General features: G+C 60.2%; 17 protein-coding genes. 9 read left to right on the top strand and 8 right to left on the bottom strand.

The annotated features are described in order from the left end of the window. The first annotated feature begins 106 nt into the window (after positions 1-106). The 7 genes from M0412_RS20410 to M0412_RS20380 are packed head-to-tail and all read left to right on the top strand — an operon-like array spanning position 107 to position 8,934. Positions 107-2,380 (top strand): NosR/NirI family protein, encoded by a 2,274-nt coding sequence (locus tag M0412_RS20410; protein ID WP_269700030.1) that lies wholly within the window; start codon positions 107-109, stop codon positions 2,378-2,380. Between the two features lie 23 nt (positions 2,381-2,403). Continuing rightward, positions 2,404-4,317 (top strand): TAT-dependent nitrous-oxide reductase, encoded by a 1,914-nt coding sequence (gene nosZ, locus M0412_RS20405; protein WP_269700031.1) that lies wholly within the window; start codon positions 2,404-2,406, stop codon positions 4,315-4,317. Further along, complete coding sequence (locus M0412_RS20400; RefSeq protein WP_269700032.1) at positions 4,314-5,693, top strand: nitrous oxide reductase family maturation protein NosD; 1,380 nt, start codon at positions 4,314-4,316, stop codon at positions 5,691-5,693. The genes nosZ and M0412_RS20400 overlap by 4 nt, the downstream gene beginning before the upstream one ends. Beyond that, positions 5,690-6,610: an ABC transporter ATP-binding protein gene (locus M0412_RS20395; RefSeq protein ID WP_269700033.1), complete on the top strand. Its 921-nt coding sequence runs from the start codon at positions 5,690-5,692 to the stop codon at positions 6,608-6,610. The genes M0412_RS20400 and M0412_RS20395 overlap by 4 nt, the downstream gene beginning before the upstream one ends. After that, a complete protein-coding gene (locus M0412_RS20390) occupies positions 6,607-7,434 on the top strand; it encodes an ABC transporter permease (RefSeq protein WP_052820604.1) in 828 nt (275 codons plus the stop codon). Before M0412_RS20395 ends, M0412_RS20390 begins: the two co-directional genes overlap by 4 nt. After that, positions 7,431-7,979, top strand: a complete 549-nt coding sequence (locus tag M0412_RS20385; RefSeq protein ID WP_137087952.1) for a nitrous oxide reductase accessory protein NosL — start codon at positions 7,431-7,433, stop codon at positions 7,977-7,979. Before M0412_RS20390 ends, M0412_RS20385 begins: the two co-directional genes overlap by 4 nt. Continuing rightward, positions 7,972-8,934, top strand: coding sequence for an FAD:protein FMN transferase (locus M0412_RS20380; protein WP_269700034.1), 963 nt, complete (start codon positions 7,972-7,974; stop codon positions 8,932-8,934). The genes M0412_RS20385 and M0412_RS20380 overlap by 8 nt, the downstream gene beginning before the upstream one ends. Positions 8,935-9,312: 378 nt before the next feature. On the opposite strand, the gene M0412_RS20375 is transcribed toward M0412_RS20380, so the two are convergent. After that, on the bottom strand, positions 9,313-9,708 hold the full coding sequence (locus tag M0412_RS20375; protein ID WP_269700035.1) for a hypothetical protein: 396 nt from the start codon (positions 9,706-9,708) through the stop codon (positions 9,313-9,315). 391 nt (positions 9,709-10,099) lie between these two features. On the opposite strand from M0412_RS20375, the gene catB reads away from it, so the two are divergent. Further along, positions 10,100-10,729: a type B chloramphenicol O-acetyltransferase gene (gene catB / locus M0412_RS20370; RefSeq protein WP_269700036.1), complete on the top strand. Its 630-nt coding sequence runs from the start codon at positions 10,100-10,102 to the stop codon at positions 10,727-10,729. A 96-nt stretch (positions 10,730-10,825) separates the two neighbouring features. On the opposite strand, the gene gstA is transcribed toward catB, so the two are convergent. Further along, positions 10,826-11,461, bottom strand: a complete 636-nt coding sequence (gene gstA / locus M0412_RS20365) for a glutathione transferase GstA (RefSeq protein ID WP_269700037.1) — start codon at positions 11,459-11,461, stop codon at positions 10,826-10,828. Positions 11,462-11,611: 150 nt separating this feature from the next. On the opposite strand from gstA, the gene M0412_RS20360 reads away from it, so the two are divergent. Next, positions 11,612-11,941: a helix-turn-helix domain-containing protein gene (locus M0412_RS20360; protein ID WP_269700038.1), complete on the top strand. Its 330-nt coding sequence runs from the start codon at positions 11,612-11,614 to the stop codon at positions 11,939-11,941. Between the two features lie 92 nt (positions 11,942-12,033). Here the strand turns inward: M0412_RS20360 and M0412_RS20355 are convergent, their stop codons facing one another. The 6 genes from M0412_RS20355 to M0412_RS20330 form a co-directional block, all read right to left on the bottom strand. Next, positions 12,034-13,281, bottom strand: a complete 1,248-nt coding sequence (locus M0412_RS20355; RefSeq protein WP_269700039.1) for an oxalate decarboxylase family bicupin — start codon at positions 13,279-13,281, stop codon at positions 12,034-12,036. Position 13,282: 1 nt separating this feature from the next. Continuing rightward, the gene (locus tag M0412_RS20350) at positions 13,283-13,762 is read right to left on the bottom strand and encodes a hypothetical protein (RefSeq protein ID WP_269700040.1); all 480 of its coding nucleotides are present in this window, start codon (positions 13,760-13,762) and stop codon (positions 13,283-13,285) included. A gap of 311 nt (positions 13,763-14,073) precedes the next feature. Continuing rightward, the gene (locus tag M0412_RS20345; protein WP_142842055.1) at positions 14,074-14,448 is read right to left on the bottom strand and encodes a response regulator transcription factor; all 375 of its coding nucleotides are present in this window, start codon (positions 14,446-14,448) and stop codon (positions 14,074-14,076) included. Between the two features lie 66 nt (positions 14,449-14,514). Then, positions 14,515-15,171 carry a response regulator transcription factor gene (locus tag M0412_RS20340; RefSeq protein WP_142842056.1) on the bottom strand — a complete coding sequence of 219 codons (657 nt, stop codon included), beginning with the start codon at positions 15,169-15,171 and terminating at the stop codon, positions 14,515-14,517. Then, positions 15,164-16,744, bottom strand: coding sequence for an ATP-binding protein (locus M0412_RS20335; protein WP_269700041.1), 1,581 nt, complete (start codon positions 16,742-16,744; stop codon positions 15,164-15,166). Before M0412_RS20335 ends, M0412_RS20340 begins: the two co-directional genes overlap by 8 nt. Before the next feature lie 199 nt (positions 16,745-16,943). Next, positions 16,944-19,238, bottom strand: coding sequence for an FdhF/YdeP family oxidoreductase (locus tag M0412_RS20330; protein ID WP_269700042.1), 2,295 nt, complete (start codon positions 19,236-19,238; stop codon positions 16,944-16,946). Positions 19,239-19,622 lie beyond the last annotated feature (384 nt).

The following is a 19,622-nucleotide window of genomic DNA, read 5'->3' as shown; positions in this document are numbered from 1 at the left end:
GCATCCGGCAGCGCGACTATTTTGCATTCAACCCACCGAGGCCCGACCGATGCGACATGGCCGAGCGTGGGAGTGAACGTCGTGTCGCACCCCGATGGAATGCCCAATGCCGAAAAATACTCATATCGGGAAACAAGGTCTGGCTGTTTTTCTTTCTTTTCTGATCGCGCTTTTCACCCTCGCAGGCCACGCCTTCGCTGCCGGCAGTCTTGTCGATTATCTCACCAAGGTTCAGCCGGCGGAGCTGTTTGCCGCAGCCGACCGCTTTGGCGAGCCGGTGGGGGAGCCTGCCATCGTGCCCGTCTATAAGGGCAGCGAAATCGCCGGTTACGCTTACCTCAACTCGGATTTCACCAATTCGACAGGCTATTCAGGAAAACCGATTCACATCGTTGTCGGCATTGACAGGGCCGGCGTCGTGCGTGGTCTGAAGCTTGTCGATCACAAGGAGCCGATCGTGCTGATCGGCATACCGGAAACCCGGGTCGTGGCTGCGCTGAGTTCGGTGATCGGCCGCGATCTGGCCAAGGTTGCTACCGGTGCGGAACGCCCGCCGCAGGTCGATATCGTCAGCGGCGCAACGGTGACCGTTCTTGTAATGGGCGACAGCGTCGTCCGCTCGGCGGTCAAACTCATTCGCAGCGGCAGGCTGGGAGATGGCACAAATGCCGCGATCGCAGCTGCAGTGCCGCAGCCGGTCAAAAAACTCGATGTTTCGAAACAGGAGGTTTCCGACTGGCAGACGCTGCTCGGCGATGGTTCCATCCGCGCCCTGCGCCTCAGTGTCGGTGAAGTCTCGGATGCCTTTGCAAAGGCCGGCCAGCCGGATGCGGCCCGGACACCCGAAGCGCCCAATCCGCAGGACCCGTTTATCGATCTCTACGTCGCTCCGGTCAGCGTTCCCGCCATCGGCCGCAGCCTGCTGGGTGAAGAAAGTTACGGACGGCTGACAAAACGCCTGAAGCCGGGTCAGTCCGCCATTCTCGTGGCGGGCGACGGCGCCTATTCGTTCAAGGGGTCGGGTTATGTACGAGGCGGCATTTTCGACCGTATCGAGCTGCTTCAGGACGGGCAGGGCATTCGCTTCCGCGATCGGGATCACACGCGGCTGACGCAGATCGCCGCCGAGGGCGCGCCGCATCTGCGTGAAATCGCCCTTTACGTGATCCCTGACAGCTTCGCTTTCGACGTGACGGAACCTTGGGAGTTACAGTTGCTGGTGCAGCGCACCACGGGTGTGCGCGACAAGGCGACGATGCCATACGATCTCGGCTACACGCTGCCCGCCGGCTACGTCAGCATCGAGACGCCGGCAGCCCCACCCGTGGCCCCACCGGCAACCGCAGCAACGACGCCGGCAGATGTGCCGTTCGATCTGGAAAACGCGCCGCTCTGGGTCAGCATCTGGGAAATGAACCGCGTCTCGGTCGCCGTAACCTTTGCCGGGCTGCTGGTTCTCACCGCCATCTTCTTTTTTCAGGACTGGCTGGTCAAACGTCCCAAGCTGTTCGGCTGGATCAGGCGCGGCTATCTGCTTTTCGCGCTGGTCTGGCTCGGCTGGTATGCCAATGCGCAGCTTTCGGTGGTCAATGTCCTCACATTCATCAACGCGCTGATCTCCGGTTTCCACTGGGATTTCTTCCTGTCCGCGCCGTTGATCTTCATTCTCTGGGCAGCGGTTGCTGCGGGTCTGCTGTTCTGGGGGCGTGGGCCTTTTTGCGGCTGGCTCTGCCCCTTTGGTGCACTTCAGGAACTGACCAACGGCGTCGCGAAATGGCTGAAGGTGCCGCAGGTCAAGCTGCCATGGGGCCTGCATGAGCGCCTCTGGCCGGTCAAATACATCATCTTCCTCGGCCTCTTCGGCCTGTCGCTTTATTCGCTGGCGCTGGCGGAGACCTTTGCCGAGATCGAACCGTTCAAGACGGCGATCATCCTGAAATTCGCCCGCGAATGGCCCTTCGTGATCTTTGCGCTGACGCTGCTCGCCGCCGGTCTTTTCATCGAACGTTTCTACTGCCGGTATCTCTGCCCGCTGGGTGCCGCGCTCGCCATTCCCGGTCGCCTGCGCATGTTCGAATGGCTGAAACGCTGGCCGGAATGCGGCTCGCCCTGCCAGCGCTGCGCCAAGGAATGTCCCGTGCAGTCGATCCATCCCGAAGGGCAGATCAACGTCAACGAGTGCATCTACTGCATGCATTGCCAGGAACTTTACCAGGACGACCACCGCTGTCCGCACATGATTCAGGTGCGGTTGAAGCGGGAAAAATTCGTGGCGCTCTCCACCCCTCCGGAAAAGGGAAAAGAGCGTCCGAAAACCGTGGTTACCCACAAGGGCAAACCGATCGGCACAGATGAAGGAGTGGCTGGCGAACAGGCCTGAGCCACCATCAAAGGAGAGAAGACATGTCGGATCGAAATATCGAAACTGGCCTCAGCAGGCGCCAGCTTCTCGGCTCCACGGCGGTTGCCGCGGTGGCGGGCGCGGCGACGGTCGGCGGCGCGCTAGCGGTTTCCAGCATCACGGCGGCACCGGCGCTCGCCGCAGGCGGACAGGCCTTCGAGGTCAAGCCCGGTGAACTGGACGAATATTACGTCTTTTTCTCAGGCGGCCATAGCGGTGAACTGCGCATTCTCGGCCTGCCGTCGATGCGTGAACTGATGCGCATTCCGGTCTTTAACCGCGATAGCGCCACCGGCTGGGGTCAGACGAATGAAAGCCGCAAGATCCTGACGGAAGGACTGCTGCCTGAAACGAAGGAATATCTGAAGGACAAGGGTAACATCTATCTCAACGGTGACCTGCACCACCCGCATCCGTCCTTTACGGAAGGCACCTATGACGGCCGTTATCTCTTCGCCAATGACAAGGCCAATACCCGCGTCTGCCGCATTCGCCTTGACGTGATGAAATGCGACAAGATCATCCAGCTGCCCAACCAGCACACGGTTCATGGCCTGCGTGTGCAGAAATATCCGCGCACCGGTTATGTCTTCGCCAATGGTGAAGACCGCGTGCCGATCCCCAATGACGGTTCGGTTCTCGATGATCACAAGCAGTATCACGCGATTTTCTCGGCCATTGATGGCGACACGATGAAGGTTGCCTGGCAGGTCATGGTCGACGGCAATCTCGACAATGTCGATGCCGACTATCAGGGCAAATATGCCTTCGCCACCTGCTACAATTCCGAAGAGGGCGTGAACCTCGAGGAAATGATGGCGAAGGATCAGGACTGGATCGTCGTCTTCAACCTGAAGCGCATCGAGGAAGCTGTCGCCAAGGGCGAATTCAAGGAAATGGGCGGCGTGCCGGTTGTGGATGGTCGCCATGGCTCGCCATTCACCCGCTACATCCCGGTGTCCAACGGCCCGCACGGCATGAACACCGCGCCGGATGGTATCCACGTCGTTGCCAATGGCAAGCTGTCCCCGACGGTCACCGTCTTCGACGTCCGCCTGTTCGACGATCTTTTCGCCGACAAGATCAAGCCGCGTGATACCGTGGTTGCCGAACCCGAACTCGGCCTTGGGCCGCTTCACACGGCCTATGACGGTCGCGGCAATTGCTACACGACGCTGTTCATCGACAGCCAGATCTGCAAGTGGAACCTTGAGGATGCCAAACGCGCCTACAAGGGCGAGAAGGTCAATCCGGTCCGCCAGAAGCTTGATGTGCAGTATCAGCCAGGCCACAACCACACATCCATGGGCCAGACCAAGGATGCGGACGGCAAATGGCTGATCTCGCTCAACAAGTTCTCGAAGGACCGGTATTTGAACGTCGGCCCGCTGAAACCGGAAAACGATCAGCTGATCGATATTTCCGGCGACGAGATGGTGCTGGTTCACGACAATCCCACCTTTGCCGAGCCGCATGACGCCACCATCGTCCATAATTCCAAGATCAACCCGGTCAGCATCTGGAGCCGCGACGACAGCTTCTTTGCCGATGCGGTGGCCCAGGCGAAGGCTGACAACATCGATCTGCTGATCGATTCCGAAGTCATTCGTGACGGCGACAAGGTTCGCGTCTACATGACATCGGCGGCGCCCGCTTTCGGTCTGGAAAGCTTCACCGTCAAGCAGGGTGATGAGGTGACCGTCTACGTCACCAATATCGATGAGGTGGAAGACCTGACCCATGGCTTCTCGATCATCAATTACGGCATCAACATGGAAGTGGCGCCGCAGGCCACGGCATCCGTCACCTTCAAGGCCGATAAGCCCGGTGTGTGGTGGTATTATTGCTCGTGGTTCTGCCATGCCATGCACATGGAAATGAAGGGCCGCATGCTGGTGGAGCCGAAAAAGGCATGAGGCATCCAAAAGATGCGGCGAGATGGGGGATGGTGGCGATTGTCGCCGTCATTCCCGGCCTGGCGGATGCTGAAACCATCCGCCTTTCCGCTGCCGCGACCCCAATACTTCAACAGGCCATCGACCGTGCACAGACGGGCGACGAACTGGTGCTGGAAAGCGGCGATTTTTCCGGGCCGGTGACCATTGGCACGTCCATTAAGCTGCGCGGCGAGCCGGGTGCGGCCATTCGCGGCACCGGTCAGGGAAGTGTCGTCACCATCACCGCCGAAGACGTGATCTTCAGCGGCATTATCGTATCCGGCTCCGGCGGTTCGCTGGAAGACATGAATTCGGGCGTCTTCGTCGCCCGCACCGCCAAACGGGCGATTGTCGAAAACAGCCGCTTCGAAGAAAATCTGTATGGCGTCTATCTGCATGGCGCCGACGATTCCATCGCGCGCAACAATGTCATTATCGGTACGGGCGAAGGTCGTTTAAGCGAAACCGGCAACGGCGTGACCCTGTGGAACGCGCCCGGCGCACGCGTCACCGGCAACGACATCAGCTTCGGGCGCGACGGCATCGCCACCAATGCCAGCAAACGCAACGTGTTCAGCGGTAACCGGTTCAGCAATCTGCGATTTGCCATCCACTACATGTACACCAACGACAGCGAGATCAGCGATAACGTCTCCAGCGGCAATTCGGTGGGATACGCCATCATGTTTTCCAGCCGCCTGAAGATCACTGGAAACGTCTCCGATGGCGACCGGGACCACGGCCTGCTTTTGAATTACGCCAACAGTTCCACCGTCACCGGCAATACGGTGCGCGGCCATATGCAGCCCGCATCGCGCTGGAGCGAACGCGGCATCCGCTCGCAGGAACATGGTGTGCCGGCCGCCGATGACGAGACTGCCGCGGATACCTCGGGAATGCGACCCGGCCCGGAAAAATGCGTCTTCATCTACAATGCCAACCGCAACCGCCTGCGCGACAACCGTTTCGAAGGTTGCGATATCGGCATTCATTTCACCGCCGGTTCGGAAGGCAACATGATGAGCGGCAATGCCTTCATCGCCAATCGCAACCAGGTCAAATATGTCGGCACGCGTTATGTCGACTGGTCGGAAAAGGGGCGCGGCAATTACTGGAGCGACAACCCCGCTTTCGATCTGGATGGTGACGGCATAGCCGACAATCCCTATCGCCCGAATGATCTGATTGACCGCGTGCTGTGGACCGCGCCGCAGGCGCGGGTGCTGACCAGCAGCCCCGCCGTGCAGGTGGTGCGCTGGGCGCAGGCGCGGTTTCCAGCCCTTTTGCCGGGCGGGGTCACCGACAGTCATCCCTTGATGTCGCCGCCGCAGCCTCCCAGGGAGCCACGCTCATGAGCCCGACCGTAAGCGTTCACGATGTGACCAAGACCTATGGCGGCAAGGTCAATGCCCTGCGCGAACTGAGCTTTAACCTTCATGAAGGGGAGACCGTAGCTCTGGTCGGCCACAATGGCGCCGGAAAAACCACGCTGATCAAATTGCTGCTCGGGCTTATTCGCCCGACGTCGGGGCATGTGGAGGTGCTGGGCGAGAACCCGGCGAATGGCGATTTCGCCGTGCGTCAGGCGCTTGGTTACCTGCCGGAAAGCGTGTCTTTCCACCTGGCGCTGACGGGGCGGGAAACGCTTGCCTTCTACGCCCGTCTCAAGCGGGTGCCCATGCAATCCGCCGACAGCCTGTTCGAGCGTGTCGGCCTTGCCGCCGTGGCCGCCGACCGGCCCATTCGTACCTATTCCAAGGGCATGCGGCAGAGGCTTGGCCTTGCCCAGGCATTGCTCGGCGCACCAAGGGTTCTGCTGCTCGATGAACCGACCAGCGGCCTCGACCCGGCCCTGCGGCGCAATTTCTACAACCTCGTCGATGAATTGCGGGCAGGCGGCGCGACGATCCTCCTGTCGTCGCATGCGCTGGGGGAACTGGAGGATCGGGCCGGACGCGTCATCATCGTCAATCGTGGCGTGCGCATTGCCGATGGCACGCTGGATGATCTGAGACGGATCGCCAGCCTGCCGTCGCGTATCCGTATCCGCCCGACTGGCGGGGGCGGAGCCGCAGCACCTGCCGATCCCGCGGCGCAATGGACCCCGACCGGAGACGGCGCTTACGAGACGGAGGTGGCGCATGCCGCAAGGCTGCCGCTGCTGCACCGCCTCACGGCTGCTGCCGCCGGTATCGAAGCCCTGAGCCTCATCGAGCCGACGCTCGATGATCTCTATGCCCATTTCCTGAACAGCCAGGAGGCCGCGTCGTGAGCAATATCCTGATCATTGCGGGAAAGGAAATTCGCGAAGGCATGCGCAATCGCTGGGTGCTGGCCACGACATTGCTGCTGGCAATGCTCGCCCTGACGCTGACGTTTCTCGGCAGCGCGCCGACCGGCAATGTCGGCGCCAGCCGCATGGATGTGGTCATCGTCAGCCTCTCCAGCCTGACGATCTTCCTTGTGCCGCTGATCGCGCTGCTGATTTCCCACGATGCCATCGTGGGTGAGGTGGAGCGTGGCACCATGCTGCTGCTGCTCGCCTATCCGGTGGGGCGCAGCCAGATCGTTCTGGGCAAATTTCTCGGCCACATCGCCATCCTCTGCTTCGCCACCACCTGCGGATATGGCACGGCGGCGCTTGCGCTGGCGCTGATGGGCGGCGCGACCGGCCTTGAGGGCTGGCTGTCGTTTATTTCCATGACGGCATCGTCCGTGCTGCTCGGCGCGGTCTTCGTCGCCATCGGTTATCTCGTCAGTGCGCTATCTTCGGAGCGCAGCACGGCCGGCGGCGTGACGATCGGCATCTGGCTGTTCTTCGTGCTGATCTACGACATGGCCCTGCTTGGCGGGCTGGTGGCGGCGCAGGGCCGTTCGCTGCCCGGCGGATTGCTGGATTTCCTGCTGCTCGCCAATCCGACGGATGCCTATCGGCTCCTCAATCTCGGCAGCGGCGGGGCGGCGGCCCTTTCCGGCATGGGCGGGCTTGCCAAAAACTCCATTCTCACCGGTGGCGTGCTGCTTGCCGCCCTTTGCGCCTGGACGGTTGTTCCGCTCGGCCTCGCTTCGCTGTTTTTCTCAAGGAGGGACGTATGAAAACGGTCCGTTTTGCCCTTGTTCTTGTGGCTTCGCTGCTGCTTGCCGCCTGCGAAAATGAGCAGCAGGCGGAAACGCCGCCGCCCTTTTCGCTCACCGCCGAGGCCATGGGGCGATATTGCGGCATGAACGTGCTGGAACATGCCGGGCCGAAGGGGCAGATCATCCTGCGCCAGATACCGGAAGCCATATGGTTCTCCTCAGCACGGGACACGGTGGCCTTCACCATGCTGCCGGACGAACCGAAGGAGATCGCGGCGATTTACGTGTCCGACATGGGCAAGGCAGCAAGCTGGGAGAAGCCCGGCGCGGAAAACTGGATCGACGCGCGCAAGGCCTTCTTCGTGATCGGCAGTTCCCTGCGCGGCGGCATGGGCGCGGAGGAAGCCGTGCCCTTTTCCGAAGAGGCGGCAGCAAGGCAATTCGTCGGCAAGAACGGCGGCGAAGTCGTTAAATTCAACGATCTGCCCGAGAATTACATTCTTGGCGCCGGTGGCGAGGCGGCGGACGATCCGGCCGCGGAAGGGGCGCATGATCATGGATAACAAACCAGGCCGTCGCCGCTTCATCACGCTCATGGCTGCCTTTGCGGGCCTGCCGCTTTTACCTGACAGGGGTTTTGCCTCAGTCTCCCCCGTTGTCTGGCGGGGACAGGCACTCGGCGCGCCGGCAACGCTTGTGCTCAATCATCAAAACCCTGCAGAGGCGGAGCGCCTCCTGCGCAGGGTGGTGGTCGAGGTGGCGCGCCTCGAAAGTATCTTCAGCCTGTTTCGACCGGAATCGGCACTGAGCGAGCTTAATCGCACCGGCGCCCTTGCCGCGCCGCCCTCCGAAATGGTGGAGCTGCTGGAATTGTGCCGCAGCTTCCATGGGCTTGGGGACGGACGTTTCGATCCGACGATACAGCCGCTCTGGCTGCTGCATGCCCGGCATTTTTCGCGCGACGGTGCCGATCCCGCCGGCCCATCCGCACGGGATATGAGAAAGGCATTGGCGCTGGTGGGCTTCGACAAGGTAAGTTTCGACGCGAACCGTATTGCACTGGGGCAGCGCGGCATGGCGTTGACGCTGAACGGTATTGCCCAGGGTTATATTACCGACCGCATCGTTGCCCTGCTTCGGGATGCGGGCGTGACCAGCAGCCTGGTGGATATGGGCGAAAATCGCGCCATCGGCAATAATGCGCAAGGCGCGCCGTGGCGCATCGGTCTTGCGCAATCGGAAGATGCCACCCTTCCTGACATGGTTCTCGATATCACCGACCGTGCCGTGGCGACCTCGGCGGGCGCCGGGTTCCAGTTCGACCGCGCCGGTAAATTCAGTCATATCCTCGATCCGCGAACCGGCCTCGGCGCGCGCCGTTATGCGCGGGTCTCGGTGGTTGCGGATGATGCGGCCACGGCCGATGCGCTATCGACCGCCTTCAGCCTGATGGACGAGCGGGAGGTGGAAACGCTGCGCGCATCGCTTCGTAATGTCGAGGTGTATTTGCGCGCCTGAACCCGCAGGTTTCAGAAGCGGTTTTGCGTATGTCGCGCGTGTCGCGCCGCGAGATTGAGGGCGCGCATCGCCACTAGAACCAGTGCCGGGGATCGTCACTTCCCGGTCCCGCAGGTCTTTTGCGGTAATATTGGCCTATGCCGGAGATGCAAGGAGCACGCCAGCAAGTGCCAGCCGGAAAGTGCGTGTCGCCTGCCAGCCCGTCCGATCCCGGCGCCTCGCCGATCAACGTGGCGGAAGAGCCGGAAATCCGGCACCGTTCCGGAAAAACGGCTGCCATGGCCGGCCTTTGGGGCGGCATCGGGGAGGGAAGGAGAGAAACCCGTCTGCCGGCCCGCAGGACCTCAGGGCTGTCGCAGGGACACGCCTTTCATGCGGTCAGGCGGAAAGAGGTGGCGCGCGCGGTGCGGCGCTCATCAGAAGAACTGTTGGCCTGAATGCGGCCGTATCCGCCACGAAACCTTCACCGGTCTCGATGAGGAGCGGCATGCCGGTCATATCGGCCGGTTGCGGCAGCAGGATGCCGGCCACGATCCGGCAAACCTCGCAGAGGCGAACAACGGCGTGCCGGTCGGGGTGGGACTGACCATCGTCATGATCGAAAGTGTGGCAAAGATCCGGCAGGCTGCCATCCGGCAGCATATAAGCGGAGATTTCAGTTGCGGCAAAACCGGCTTCTGCCACCGGCACGCGATGGGCGAAACCGATGGCGAACAGGGCAAGCGCGCACAGAATGCGCATCCCCTTCTGCCATGTCGTCGCCTTTGTGATCATTGCCGGAATTCCCGCCCGAACACTCTCTGAAATTCGCTTTATATTTGCATCCTGTCGATTCACCCGAGACGGACAATTGCCACGGCGGGGATGACATGACGTTACGGAGGTACTCTGTGGCATCGCGTGTGCTTCGTCTGTGCGATAGGTCAAACAGCTCCGAGTTTGGTGATGTGCCCCAAGCGATTTCCCGCACACTGCCGGTCAGCATGGCTTGGCCTTCGAGGCTTTTTGCGCTAATCAGACCGGATGATAAAAACCTCGAGTATCACCTGCATCTAGCTCCCGCCGCAGCGCGAGGAGCATCGAGCGAGAAGCTGGCCGGCTTCACGCTTGGCGTCGGCTTGCCTGAAGGCAGGCGAATGCGAACACATGCAGTGAGACTAACTCGATGGAAAATTATTTCGAAAGCCCCTTCCGGGGCATCACGCTCGACAGGCAGGTAAAGAGCCCGAACCTCGTCGTCGGTAAATACAGCTATTATTCCGGCTATTATCACGGCCACAGCTTTGAAGATTGCGCCCGTTATCTGCTGCCGGATGAGGGTGCGGACAGGCTGGTGATCGGAAGCTTCTGCTCAATCGGCTCAGGCGCTGCCTTCATCATGGCGGGCAATCAGGGCCATCGGAATGAGTGGATCAGCACCTTCCCGTTCTTTTTCATGCCGGAGGTGCCGGAATTCGAGAAAGCCGAGAATGGCTATCTGCCGGCGGGCGACACCGTCATCGGCAATGATGTCTGGATAGGTTCGGAAGCGATCATCATGCCCGGCATCAAGATCGGCGATGGCGCCGTCATCGGAACCCGGGCGCTGGTGACGAAGAACGTCGAACCTTACGCCATCGTCGGCGGCAACCCCGCCAGAACCATCCGCAAGCGGTTTGATGACGATGACATTGCCCGCCTGCTGGAGATGAAATGGTGGGAGTGGCCGGCAGAAAGGCTCAAGACCGCAATGCCGCTCATGACCAGCAGCAATGTCGCGGAGCTGTATCGGTTCTGGCAATCTGACATTCTGTAGGTTTGAAGCTGCCGGCTCGTCTCCTTGAGGCGGGCCGGCGATCGCGCCTGATCCGGGAGCTGTTTCCGGATATGTGAAGGCCAGACACCCACCCTGTCAGTGCAATTCCAGGCCCTCCTGAAGAATGGATTTTTGAACCGCCTCGCGCCCTTTCACGCGGCTGTACCAGGCTTGCAGGTTCTGCAGGTGATCGAAGTGGATTGGCGCATTGTAATAGGATTTCAGCCATGGGGCCTGCCCCCAACCCGCCAGGGCAAACAGATAAGCATCAGCGACCGTGAACCTGTCCCCCATCAGAAAATCCTTGTCGGCAAGATGCTCGTTGATCCACGCGAAGCGTTTCTCCAGCTTCGGCCTTGCCGTCTCGATATAATCACCAGCCTGACGCGCATAAAGGAGCGGGATGAAGCCCTTGTGGATTTCGGTCGAAAGAAAGCTCAGCATCTCCTGCAGCCTGTATCGCGCAAAGGTTCCATTGGCCGGCGCAAGGCCCGCCTCGGGCTTCTGGTCTGCAAGATATTGAACGATGACGGGACCTTCCCGCAGCACGTTGCCGTCTTCAAGCTCCAGCGCCGGAATATAGCCATGCGGGTTGATGTTGTAGAAGTTCTTCCCCTGATCCGTTGTGCGATCATTCTGATCGACCTTGATGAATTCGACGTCGAGACCCAGCTCGTTTGCGACGATATGGGGAGAAAGCGAGCAGGCGGCGGGCATGAAATACAACTTCATTCGGATTGGTCTCCATGGATTTCGGCACCATTCTTCCGTTGCAGGAAAGGCGTGACTTCCATGTAGGTCAGGCGGTATAAAAACGTAAGAACGCAAAAACTTGTCATCTAGGTACATAAATTATACCTGGTAAAGCTGAGAGGCTAACCGATGAAGGACACCGTATCAGGCTGCTCCGTTGAACAAGCCATGCATCTGCTCGGCGGACGCTGGCGTCTGCTCATCGTGTCTTATCTCGTGGATGGGCCGAAGCGGTTCAACGAACTCAGGAGGCTGGTGCCGGGCATTTCCCAGAGAATGCTCACCCTTGATCTCCGCGCGCTTGAAGAAGCAGAACTCGTGGCGCGCACGGTCTATCCGACCACGCCAATCAAGGTGGAATATGCTCTGACGGCGGAAGGCCGGCGGCTGGAGAAGGTGGTGGCCGTTGTTCAGGAATTCGGCCTGTGGCTGAAGGCGCGGGACGCTGCGTCAAGTTGAATGGTCATTCGGCTCAGATGTCGCCTTGTCTCGGTAGGCAAGGACCGGCGGATCGGACATGCCGAAACGCCGGTCTTTGGGCTCATGGATGTTCAGCCCGGCATCATCGCCGGCTGGTTTGCGGGAAATTTCGCCACGTCCTCAATGCTGACGTTGAGATGCTGGGCCACCAGCGCCGGCGGGGTGTGCGTGAGCCATGAGGACAGGCTGACCTCCTGATATTCGGCAGTCTTGAAGACCGCGACGAATTGCAGGTCGGTCGTCCCAGTATTTTCGATGATGTGGCCCTGGCTTCTTTTCACGTAACCAATATCGCCGGCGCGGAAGTCGGCCGTCTGGCTGCGCGGGCCCGCGTCGAACACGGTCATCCGGCCTTCGCCCTTGATCCAGTATTGCCATTCATCCGCATTGGGGTGCCAGTGCATTTCGCGCACACCGCCGGGCTTGATCGTTTCAATGGCGGCGGCGATGGTTTTGGACACGGTGAAGGCGCTGCTGTCCGCAAGGCGAATAATGCCCGCGGCATTTTCCTTCAGCGGTTTTGATGCAGCGAGTTTATAGGTGAACGGGAACGGGGGAAGACCGGCACCGGCAACGGCCTCCTGATCCCCGGAGAGCGGTCCCGGCTCCTTGCCCTGGAAAATCCAGAGGTTCTGCAGCGGAATGTTCCGGAACACGTCCTGCGCGACGCCGAAATTCTTGGCCAGCAGTTCCGGTGAGGTATGCGCCAGCCAGTCAGTGAGAAGCAGGGTGCCATATTCGGACTGATCGCCTTCATCGAATACGATGACGAATTCGCATCCTTCAGGGCCAAGCCCCTGCAGCGAATGCGGATAGCCAGCCGGAAAATACCAGAGATCACCGGCCTCGACATCCTGTACATAGGCGCGGCCCTGCGTATCGAGCAACGTGATGCGGCAACGCCCATTGGTCATGATCGCCCATTCTGCGGCGCGGTGCCAGTGCATCTCGCGAATGCCGCCCGGTCCCAGCCGCATGTTGACGCCGGACACGGCATCCGAAATCGCGAAGTCCGACTTGGTGACCTGGCGTGCCCATCCGCCGTTCTGGATACGTTTGGCGGCGTTGTTGAACGAGCCCCAGAAGAGCTGCATGTCGCCCACATCGGTCGCCGGCGGGCTCTGGAAGGATGGGAACTGGTCGTTGATCGCGGGGTTCTTCGGGCCGGGATCGCTGAGGCCCGCGGCATTGGCATTGATTGCTCCTTCGGCGGGCTGATCAGGATTGCCGAAAGATGCTGCTCCGGCCGTGCTGGCGGCAAGAGCAGTGCCGCCGACGGCGCCGATTGCGAGGACTGCGCGTCTGGTCAATGTTTCCATTTCAGAACTCCTTGTTCATGGCGAATTGGGCCGAGGTGTCGGCCGAGGTGTCGATAGAGCGGGTCTGCGATGCGAGCTGGAGCACGGCGATGCGGTCGATCAGCTCGGCATTAAAGAGGCGGTGTTGCAGCTGGCAGAAGGCTTTTGGATCGAGCGCGTCGCGCCGGTCGGTTTTCTGGGTGGTGCGGGTGGCGATGCAGGATGTCTTGTCCAGTGCCGGAACAGCCTGTGTGCCTTCGGACGTTTCACTGAGCGCCGGCACGGGAGCGAAAAGTCCGCCCAGCCTGTCAATCGTCTGCGGTGTGAGGATGCGGAAGGCGCTGGCTGATGCGACGTCTTCGGAGGCCGCAAGCGCCGGTTCACTATTCCTTATCAGAAAAGCATTGCCACCGAGCACGGCAACCGTACCCAGTGCCAACACCGCTGCGACTTTGAGACGACGGGGTCTCTGCTGGTCGGCATTCTTGCTGATGGAGGTCATACCCTGCTCCTAAAAAGGGGTGATGGTGTCGTCAGGAACGTTCGGTGGGGAAGCGCTTGACTGGAGCAAAGGCTACGGCGGAGAAGCGGAGCCGGCATCTATACAGAGGTCTAGTTCGTATAGCGGAAGGTGTTGGCGGCGGGGTAAGCGCCGTGAGGTATCCGCTCAACGGCAATGCCTGCCCGGACGCCAGGCGTCGGAGCATGAAGTGGCGACGGATTTTACCTGGGAGGATGCAGTTAAAGCGATGGAAGGCTTGTCTGTGAGCGGATATGGGCTGGCTCACTTGCCCGGTGGCGAAGCGTCAGCCATCAGGACGGCCGGGCGAGAACGGATTCCAGGCATCCGATCAGACTGACGATATTCACCGGCTTGCCGAGAAAGGCCAAAGCGCCGCCGTTCAAGGCCGCATTCCGGGTGCGCTCATCCTGATAGGAGGTGACGAAGATCATCGGCGCATGCTCGCCGCGCCGGTTCAACTCACTCTGCAATTCGATGCCGGAGAGTCCGGGCATCTTCACATCCACGATGATGCAGTCGATGTCCGTCTGCTGCTGCGCTTCCAGAAAGTGTTCGGCAGAAGCATACAGGCGGCATTCGTAACCGAAGGACATGATGAGATCATCCATGGCTTCGCGAATGGCGGGATCGTCGTCGACGACGGCAATGACGGGAACGGGGGGCAATGAACGCGACCTTTTCTGTTTTTCTTTCATCTTCTATGCGCGCGTGCCCCTGCGAAAGATACCATACTAAGATACAGGTGGCCTGGGCTTCTCGCCGATCAGCTCTGCTTTCCGCACGAGGTCGGCGACCGATCTGGCCTCCATTTTTCGCATGACATTGCCACGGTGCAGTTTCACGGTAACTTCGCTGATGCCGAGTTCATAGGCGATCTGCTTGTTCATCAGGCCGCGGACAACAGCACCCATGACCTCGCGTTCCCTTGGTGTCAGCTGTTCGGCAAGGGAGGTGACGGCCTCATTCTGGGCGCTTTCGCGGCGTTGCGACGCATCCCTTTCCATCGCTGCCGCAACGGCGTCAAGAATGTCCTGTTCCTTGAAGGGCTTGGTCAAAAAATCGACGGCGCCGGCCTTCATCGCCCGTACGCTCATGGGGATATCGCCGAAGCCGGTCATGAAAATGATCGGCATCCTGTTTCCGACGCGTTCCAGCTGCATCTGGAAATCAAGGCCGCTTATGCCCGGAAGCCGCACATCAAGCAGCAGGCAGCCGGGCCGGTTCAGATTGGCTTTTTCGAGAAAGGCGGCGGCGCTGTCGAAAGCTTCGGCATCGAATTTCATGGAGCGGAAAAGATCGGTGAGTGCTTCGCGCATCGACAAATCGTCGTCGACGATGAACACGATGGGTGATGGTGGCTCCTTTGCCGACTTGCGCAATTCAGGCATGTTCCATCTCCTGGCTAACCGGCATGGAAATGGTAAAGACCGCCCCGCCGAGAGGATGATTGTCACCGGTAAGCCTGCCGCCCCGTGCTTCCAGTGTCGTGCGGCAGATGGAAAGCCCCATGCCCATTCCCGTCTCCTTGGTCGTGAAAAACGGAGAGAACAGCTTTTCCTTCATCTGCACCGGGAAACCCGGTCCATTGTCGTGAACGGCAATATGGATATTGTCGCTGTCTTCGCGCTCCTTTCGCACCGTGATGGTGCGATTGCCGGTACCCGCCTCGTCCATGGCCTGAATGGCATTGGTGAGAAGGTTGATGAGAACCTGCTGCAACTCGATCCTGACAGCCATTATCGGCGGCGTGGCGGTTTTTTCCACATATACCGTGGTTCCGCTGCGTTCCAGCTCATGTTCCAGAAGACTGAGCGTTTCATCGATGAATTCATCCAGGTCGAAGGTTTCCATCTTGCCGCTCGTATGGGCGAGCAGGCTGCGTGTGTTCTGGATGATTTCACTGGCGCGCTGCCCATCGCGGATCATGCGTTCGGCCGACCGGCGGGCGGCGGCAATATCCGGCGGATCGCGATCGAGCCACCGCAGCAATGTCTGCGCGTTGACGATGATGGCGCCAAGCGGCTGGTTCAGCTCGTGGGAGAGTGATGCGGACATGGCGCCGACGGCCGCCGCCTTCGATGCCTTTGTCAGCTCCGCCTGCGCCTCCGCCAGTGCCTTCAGCGCCATTTCGCGCTGGGTGATATCCACCATGCTGACCACCACACGGTTGAAGGAGGCCGCTTCCGCAGGGAAACTGATGGAAAGAAGCACCAGCTTGTCTTCGCCGGTGTTTGTGCGCACCACCACCTTGTCTTCGAAGACAGGCCGGTTGTCGATGATCGCCTGCAGGACATCGACGAATTTGCCGGAAGAAGAAACGACCGATTGCTGGAGAGTGCCGCGGATTGAGGGGTCGTAACCCAGCATTTCCTTTCCGGCCTCATTCGACGCAACGACGGTTATGAGATCGATGCATTGCTGCGTAAAGTCCGGATTGGCGCGGGCATGGGCGCGCATGTCGGTGATGCCCTGTTGCTTGAGGCCCATCAGCAGGGCGTGAAGTTTCGAATAGTCGCGTTCCCAGAGTGCGACGCGCGTACGGTCGAAGATAGAGCGATAACGCTCTTCGCTCTCCTTCAGTGCCGTATTGACCGACACCATCGCCAGCCGGGCGGTCTCCGTTTTCAGAAGCAGCACGGTCGTGACGGCAAGCGCTGCGAGGGCGACGACCAACCGAAGGGCCGACTGGAAATCCGCGTCCTGCGCATGGGTCGCTGCATAGGACAGGAGGGAGAGAATGGCGCAGGCGCAGGAGATCGCGATCAGTCCCGACCAGCTTACAGCCTGCGCGGCCAAAAGCATCGTGATGACATAAAGGACGGCAATCGCCCCTTCTATGTCGGTATAGGTATCGACGTAAAATACCGCCGCCGCCAGCGCCAGCGCCCCAAGGCCAAAGGCCAGGTGGTGCGTTCCGCCTTCCGGATCACGCGCGCGAAACATCCTTGACGCAATCGACATTGTTCCCCCGATGCGATTTTTGCCGACAATACGGTTTTTTCAGCACAACCTGACCTATACATAGGTCTTGGTTGCCACCGTCGTCCAAGCATCAGGATAGCGGGAAATGGGTGCGGTGTTATATGCAAAAATCTGCATGTAATACCTTTCGTCCACAGGCGCGCACCGATGTCTGCGGTGCGCGCGTGCGCTTCGCTGGTCAGACCGTTGCAGCGCTTACGGTGATTGGTACGCCCTTGTAGGAGGGTGTTCCAGAAAGACGGTCGTAATGGCCGAGCGCCACCACCGCATTCATCTCGGGATAATAACCCGCGGCCGAACCCTTCGGGATATTATATTCGACGGCGGTGAAACCATGCACGAGGTGGCGTCCCTCGCTGTCTTTGCCGATGCCGTGAATGTCGATGCTGTCGCCATCCTTCAGGCCACGTTCGGCAAGGTCGTGCTGGTTCATGAAAATAACGTCCCTTCTGCCAAAGACGCCGCGATACCGGTCATCCATGCCATAGATCGTCGTATTGTACTGATCGTGGCTGCGGATGGTGGTCAGCACAAGGGCGTCGGGATTGGAGATGCGCGGATCTTCCTCAAGCCCGGTGGCGAGGAGGAAGTTGGCCTTGCCGCTTTCCGTATTCCAGCGACGGAATGAGGCCGCGACATCAAGGCGGAAACCGCCTTTCACCCGGACCCGGCTGTTGAAATCCGTAAAGTCGGGGAAGACCTTCTCGATCTTGTCGCGAATGCGGTCGTAATCGGCAATCAGCCAGTCCCAGTCAATTCCGTGACGATTTCCGATCGTCGCCCTGGCGATGCCGGCGATGATGGCGGGCTCTGACCTCACCAGTTCACCCGGCGGTTTGAGGAAACCGCGGGACGCATGCACCATCGACATGGAATCCTCGACTGTGACCGCCTGCGGACCAGACGCCTGGCTATCCAGATCGGTTCGGCCGAGACAGGGCAGGATCAGCGATGTTCTGGCGGTCAGAAGGTGGGAGCGGTTGAGCTTAGTCGCGATGTGGACGGCGAGATCGAGCTTGCGCATGCCCTTGAAGGTCGCGCCGGTGTCCGACATGGCGACAGCGAGGTTTCCGCCAAGACAGATGAGCGCCCGGGATTTTCCGGCGATGATTGCCTCCACGGCCTCTATGGCATTGTGACCCTTCTCCGCAGGGGGGCGAAAGCCGAAAGCACGCTCCATGCCGTCAAGCAGCGCCTTGTTCGGGATCTCGGTGATGCCGACGGTGCGATCCCCCTGAACATTGGAGTGGCCGCGAATGGGCGCGATCCCGGCGCCCGGACGGCCCATATTGCCGCGCAGCAGCAACAGGTTTGCGATCTGCTGCACGTTGCCGGTGCCTTTGGCGTGCTGTGTAATGCCCATGCCGTAACAGATGATAACGTTCGAGGCTTTCACATAAACCCGGGCGACACTGTCAATCGCCTCTTTCGTCAGCCCGCTGACGGAGCAGATCGTATCCCAGGAGGTGGCGTCGATATCGGCGCGCAGCGTGTCGAGGCCGGCGGTATGTTCCTCGATGAAGGCCCGGTCAAGCACCCCGTCGCCGCCGTTCCTCAGGCTCTCCGCATCCAGTTCGAACACCGCCTTCATGATGCCCTTGAGGGCTGCGAGATCGCCGCCGGTGCGCAGCTGATGGTAGGCGGAGGCGATCGGCGTCGAGGAGAGCGTCGCCATTTCGATCGGGTCCTGTGGGGCGGCGAAGCGTTCCAGCGCCCGTTCCTTCAGCGGATTGAACACGACGATCGGTACGCCGCGTTTTGCGGCATTATGCAGCGTCGTCATCATGCGGGGATGGTTAGTGCCGGGATTGTGGCCGAAGCTGAAGATCGCATCGGCATGATCGAAATCCTCCAGCGTCACCGTGCCTTTGCCAACGCCGATGGATTTCGGAAGGCCGACGCTGGTGGCCTCATGGCACATGTTGGAACAGTCAGGAAAATTGTTCGTCCCGTAGGCGCGCACGAAAAGCTGGTAGAGAAACGCGGCCTCGTTGGACGCCCGGCCGGAGGTATAGAATTCCGCCTTGTCGGGATCATCGAGCTTGTTGAGTTCCTGCGCGATCAGGGTGAATGCCTCGTCCCAGGCTATCGGCTCGTAGTGATCACTCTCGGTATTGTAACGCAGGGGAAGGGTCAGCCGGCCGGCATCCTCGAGCTTGTGATCCGTCCATTGCCACAATTCGGAAACCGTATGTTGTGCGAAAAACTCGGGTCCGGATCGTTTCGCCGTCGATTCCCAGGTGATGGCCTTCGCGCCGTTTTCGCAGAACTCGAAGGACGAGGTGTGTTTGGGGTCGGGCCAGGCGCAGCCGGGACAGTCGAAACCCTCGGGCTGATTTGCCTTGAGCAGCGTCATGGTGCCCTGTCCGACGATCTGCTGATGCGCGAGCGTTTTCGCAACAGCTTTCAACGCGTCCCAGCCGCCAGCTGGATGATCGTATTTTTCAATACCTTCCGGCCGTTCTTCTGCCATGTCGGAATTCCTTCGATTTGCAGATTGACGATTGTCGTGCCCGCTGACGCTAACGCAACTGCGGAAGAGTAAACATCATACTCAGGCATAGGTTGCCTGCTCGTTCGAGGTCGGAACGAAAAGGCCGCCTCCTGCGGCGGGGGCGGCCTTGGCGGATCGGGAGGGGAGATCCGCGGCTCCGGGGAGGGGACACCGGAGTTCATGGCTTCTGCGAGCCAATCGCCCTGGGGCGGGGCGACAGGCCGAAACTATCCCGGGTCCGAACCTGCCGAAACTACACTTAGGTATCGGGTGGACTGTACCAGCAGCCGATTTCTCCAGAGCCATCCTTCTTTCTATCTTCGGTGCCGATCAGACAGCCGCAACAGGACCGCTCAACAACGG

Source organism: Agrobacterium sp. O3.4, assembly GCF_041414895.1.
Classification (GTDB): domain Bacteria; phylum Pseudomonadota; class Alphaproteobacteria; order Rhizobiales; family Rhizobiaceae; genus Agrobacterium; species Agrobacterium cucumeris.
Note: the sequence above shows the minus strand (reverse complement) of the source record. Positions and strands in the feature narration are given on the sequence as shown.

Excerpts from the sequence above, each read along its gene's own strand:
- M0412_RS20410 (WP_269700030.1), top strand. The coding sequence starts at position 107 with ATGCCGAAAAATACTCATATCGGGAAACAAGGTCTGGCTGTTTTTCTT.
- nosZ (WP_269700031.1), top strand. The coding sequence starts at position 2,404 with ATGTCGGATCGAAATATCGAAACTGGCCTCAGCAGGCGCCAGCTTCTC.
- M0412_RS20400 (WP_269700032.1), top strand. The coding sequence starts at position 4,314 with ATGAGGCATCCAAAAGATGCGGCGAGATGGGGGATGGTGGCGATTGTC.
- M0412_RS20395 (WP_269700033.1), top strand. The coding sequence starts at position 5,690 with ATGAGCCCGACCGTAAGCGTTCACGATGTGACCAAGACCTATGGCGGC.
- M0412_RS20385 (WP_137087952.1), top strand. The coding sequence starts at position 7,431 with ATGAAAACGGTCCGTTTTGCCCTTGTTCTTGTGGCTTCGCTGCTGCTT.
- M0412_RS20380 (WP_269700034.1), top strand. The coding sequence starts at position 7,972 with ATGGATAACAAACCAGGCCGTCGCCGCTTCATCACGCTCATGGCTGCC.
- M0412_RS20375 (WP_269700035.1), bottom strand. The coding sequence starts at position 9,708 with ATGATCACAAAGGCGACGACATGGCAGAAGGGGATGCGCATTCTGTGC.
- catB (WP_269700036.1), top strand. The coding sequence starts at position 10,100 with ATGGAAAATTATTTCGAAAGCCCCTTCCGGGGCATCACGCTCGACAGG.
- gstA (WP_269700037.1), bottom strand. The coding sequence starts at position 11,461 with ATGAAGTTGTATTTCATGCCCGCCGCCTGCTCGCTTTCTCCCCATATC.
- M0412_RS20360 (WP_269700038.1), top strand. The coding sequence starts at position 11,612 with ATGAAGGACACCGTATCAGGCTGCTCCGTTGAACAAGCCATGCATCTG.
- M0412_RS20355 (WP_269700039.1), bottom strand. The coding sequence starts at position 13,281 with ATGGAAACATTGACCAGACGCGCAGTCCTCGCAATCGGCGCCGTCGGC.
- M0412_RS20350 (WP_269700040.1), bottom strand. The coding sequence starts at position 13,762 with ATGACCTCCATCAGCAAGAATGCCGACCAGCAGAGACCCCGTCGTCTC.
- M0412_RS20340 (WP_142842056.1), bottom strand. The coding sequence starts at position 15,171 with ATGCCTGAATTGCGCAAGTCGGCAAAGGAGCCACCATCACCCATCGTG.
- M0412_RS20335 (WP_269700041.1), bottom strand. The coding sequence starts at position 16,744 with ATGTCGATTGCGTCAAGGATGTTTCGCGCGCGTGATCCGGAAGGCGGA.
- M0412_RS20330 (WP_269700042.1), bottom strand. The coding sequence starts at position 19,238 with ATGGCAGAAGAACGGCCGGAAGGTATTGAAAAATACGATCATCCAGCT.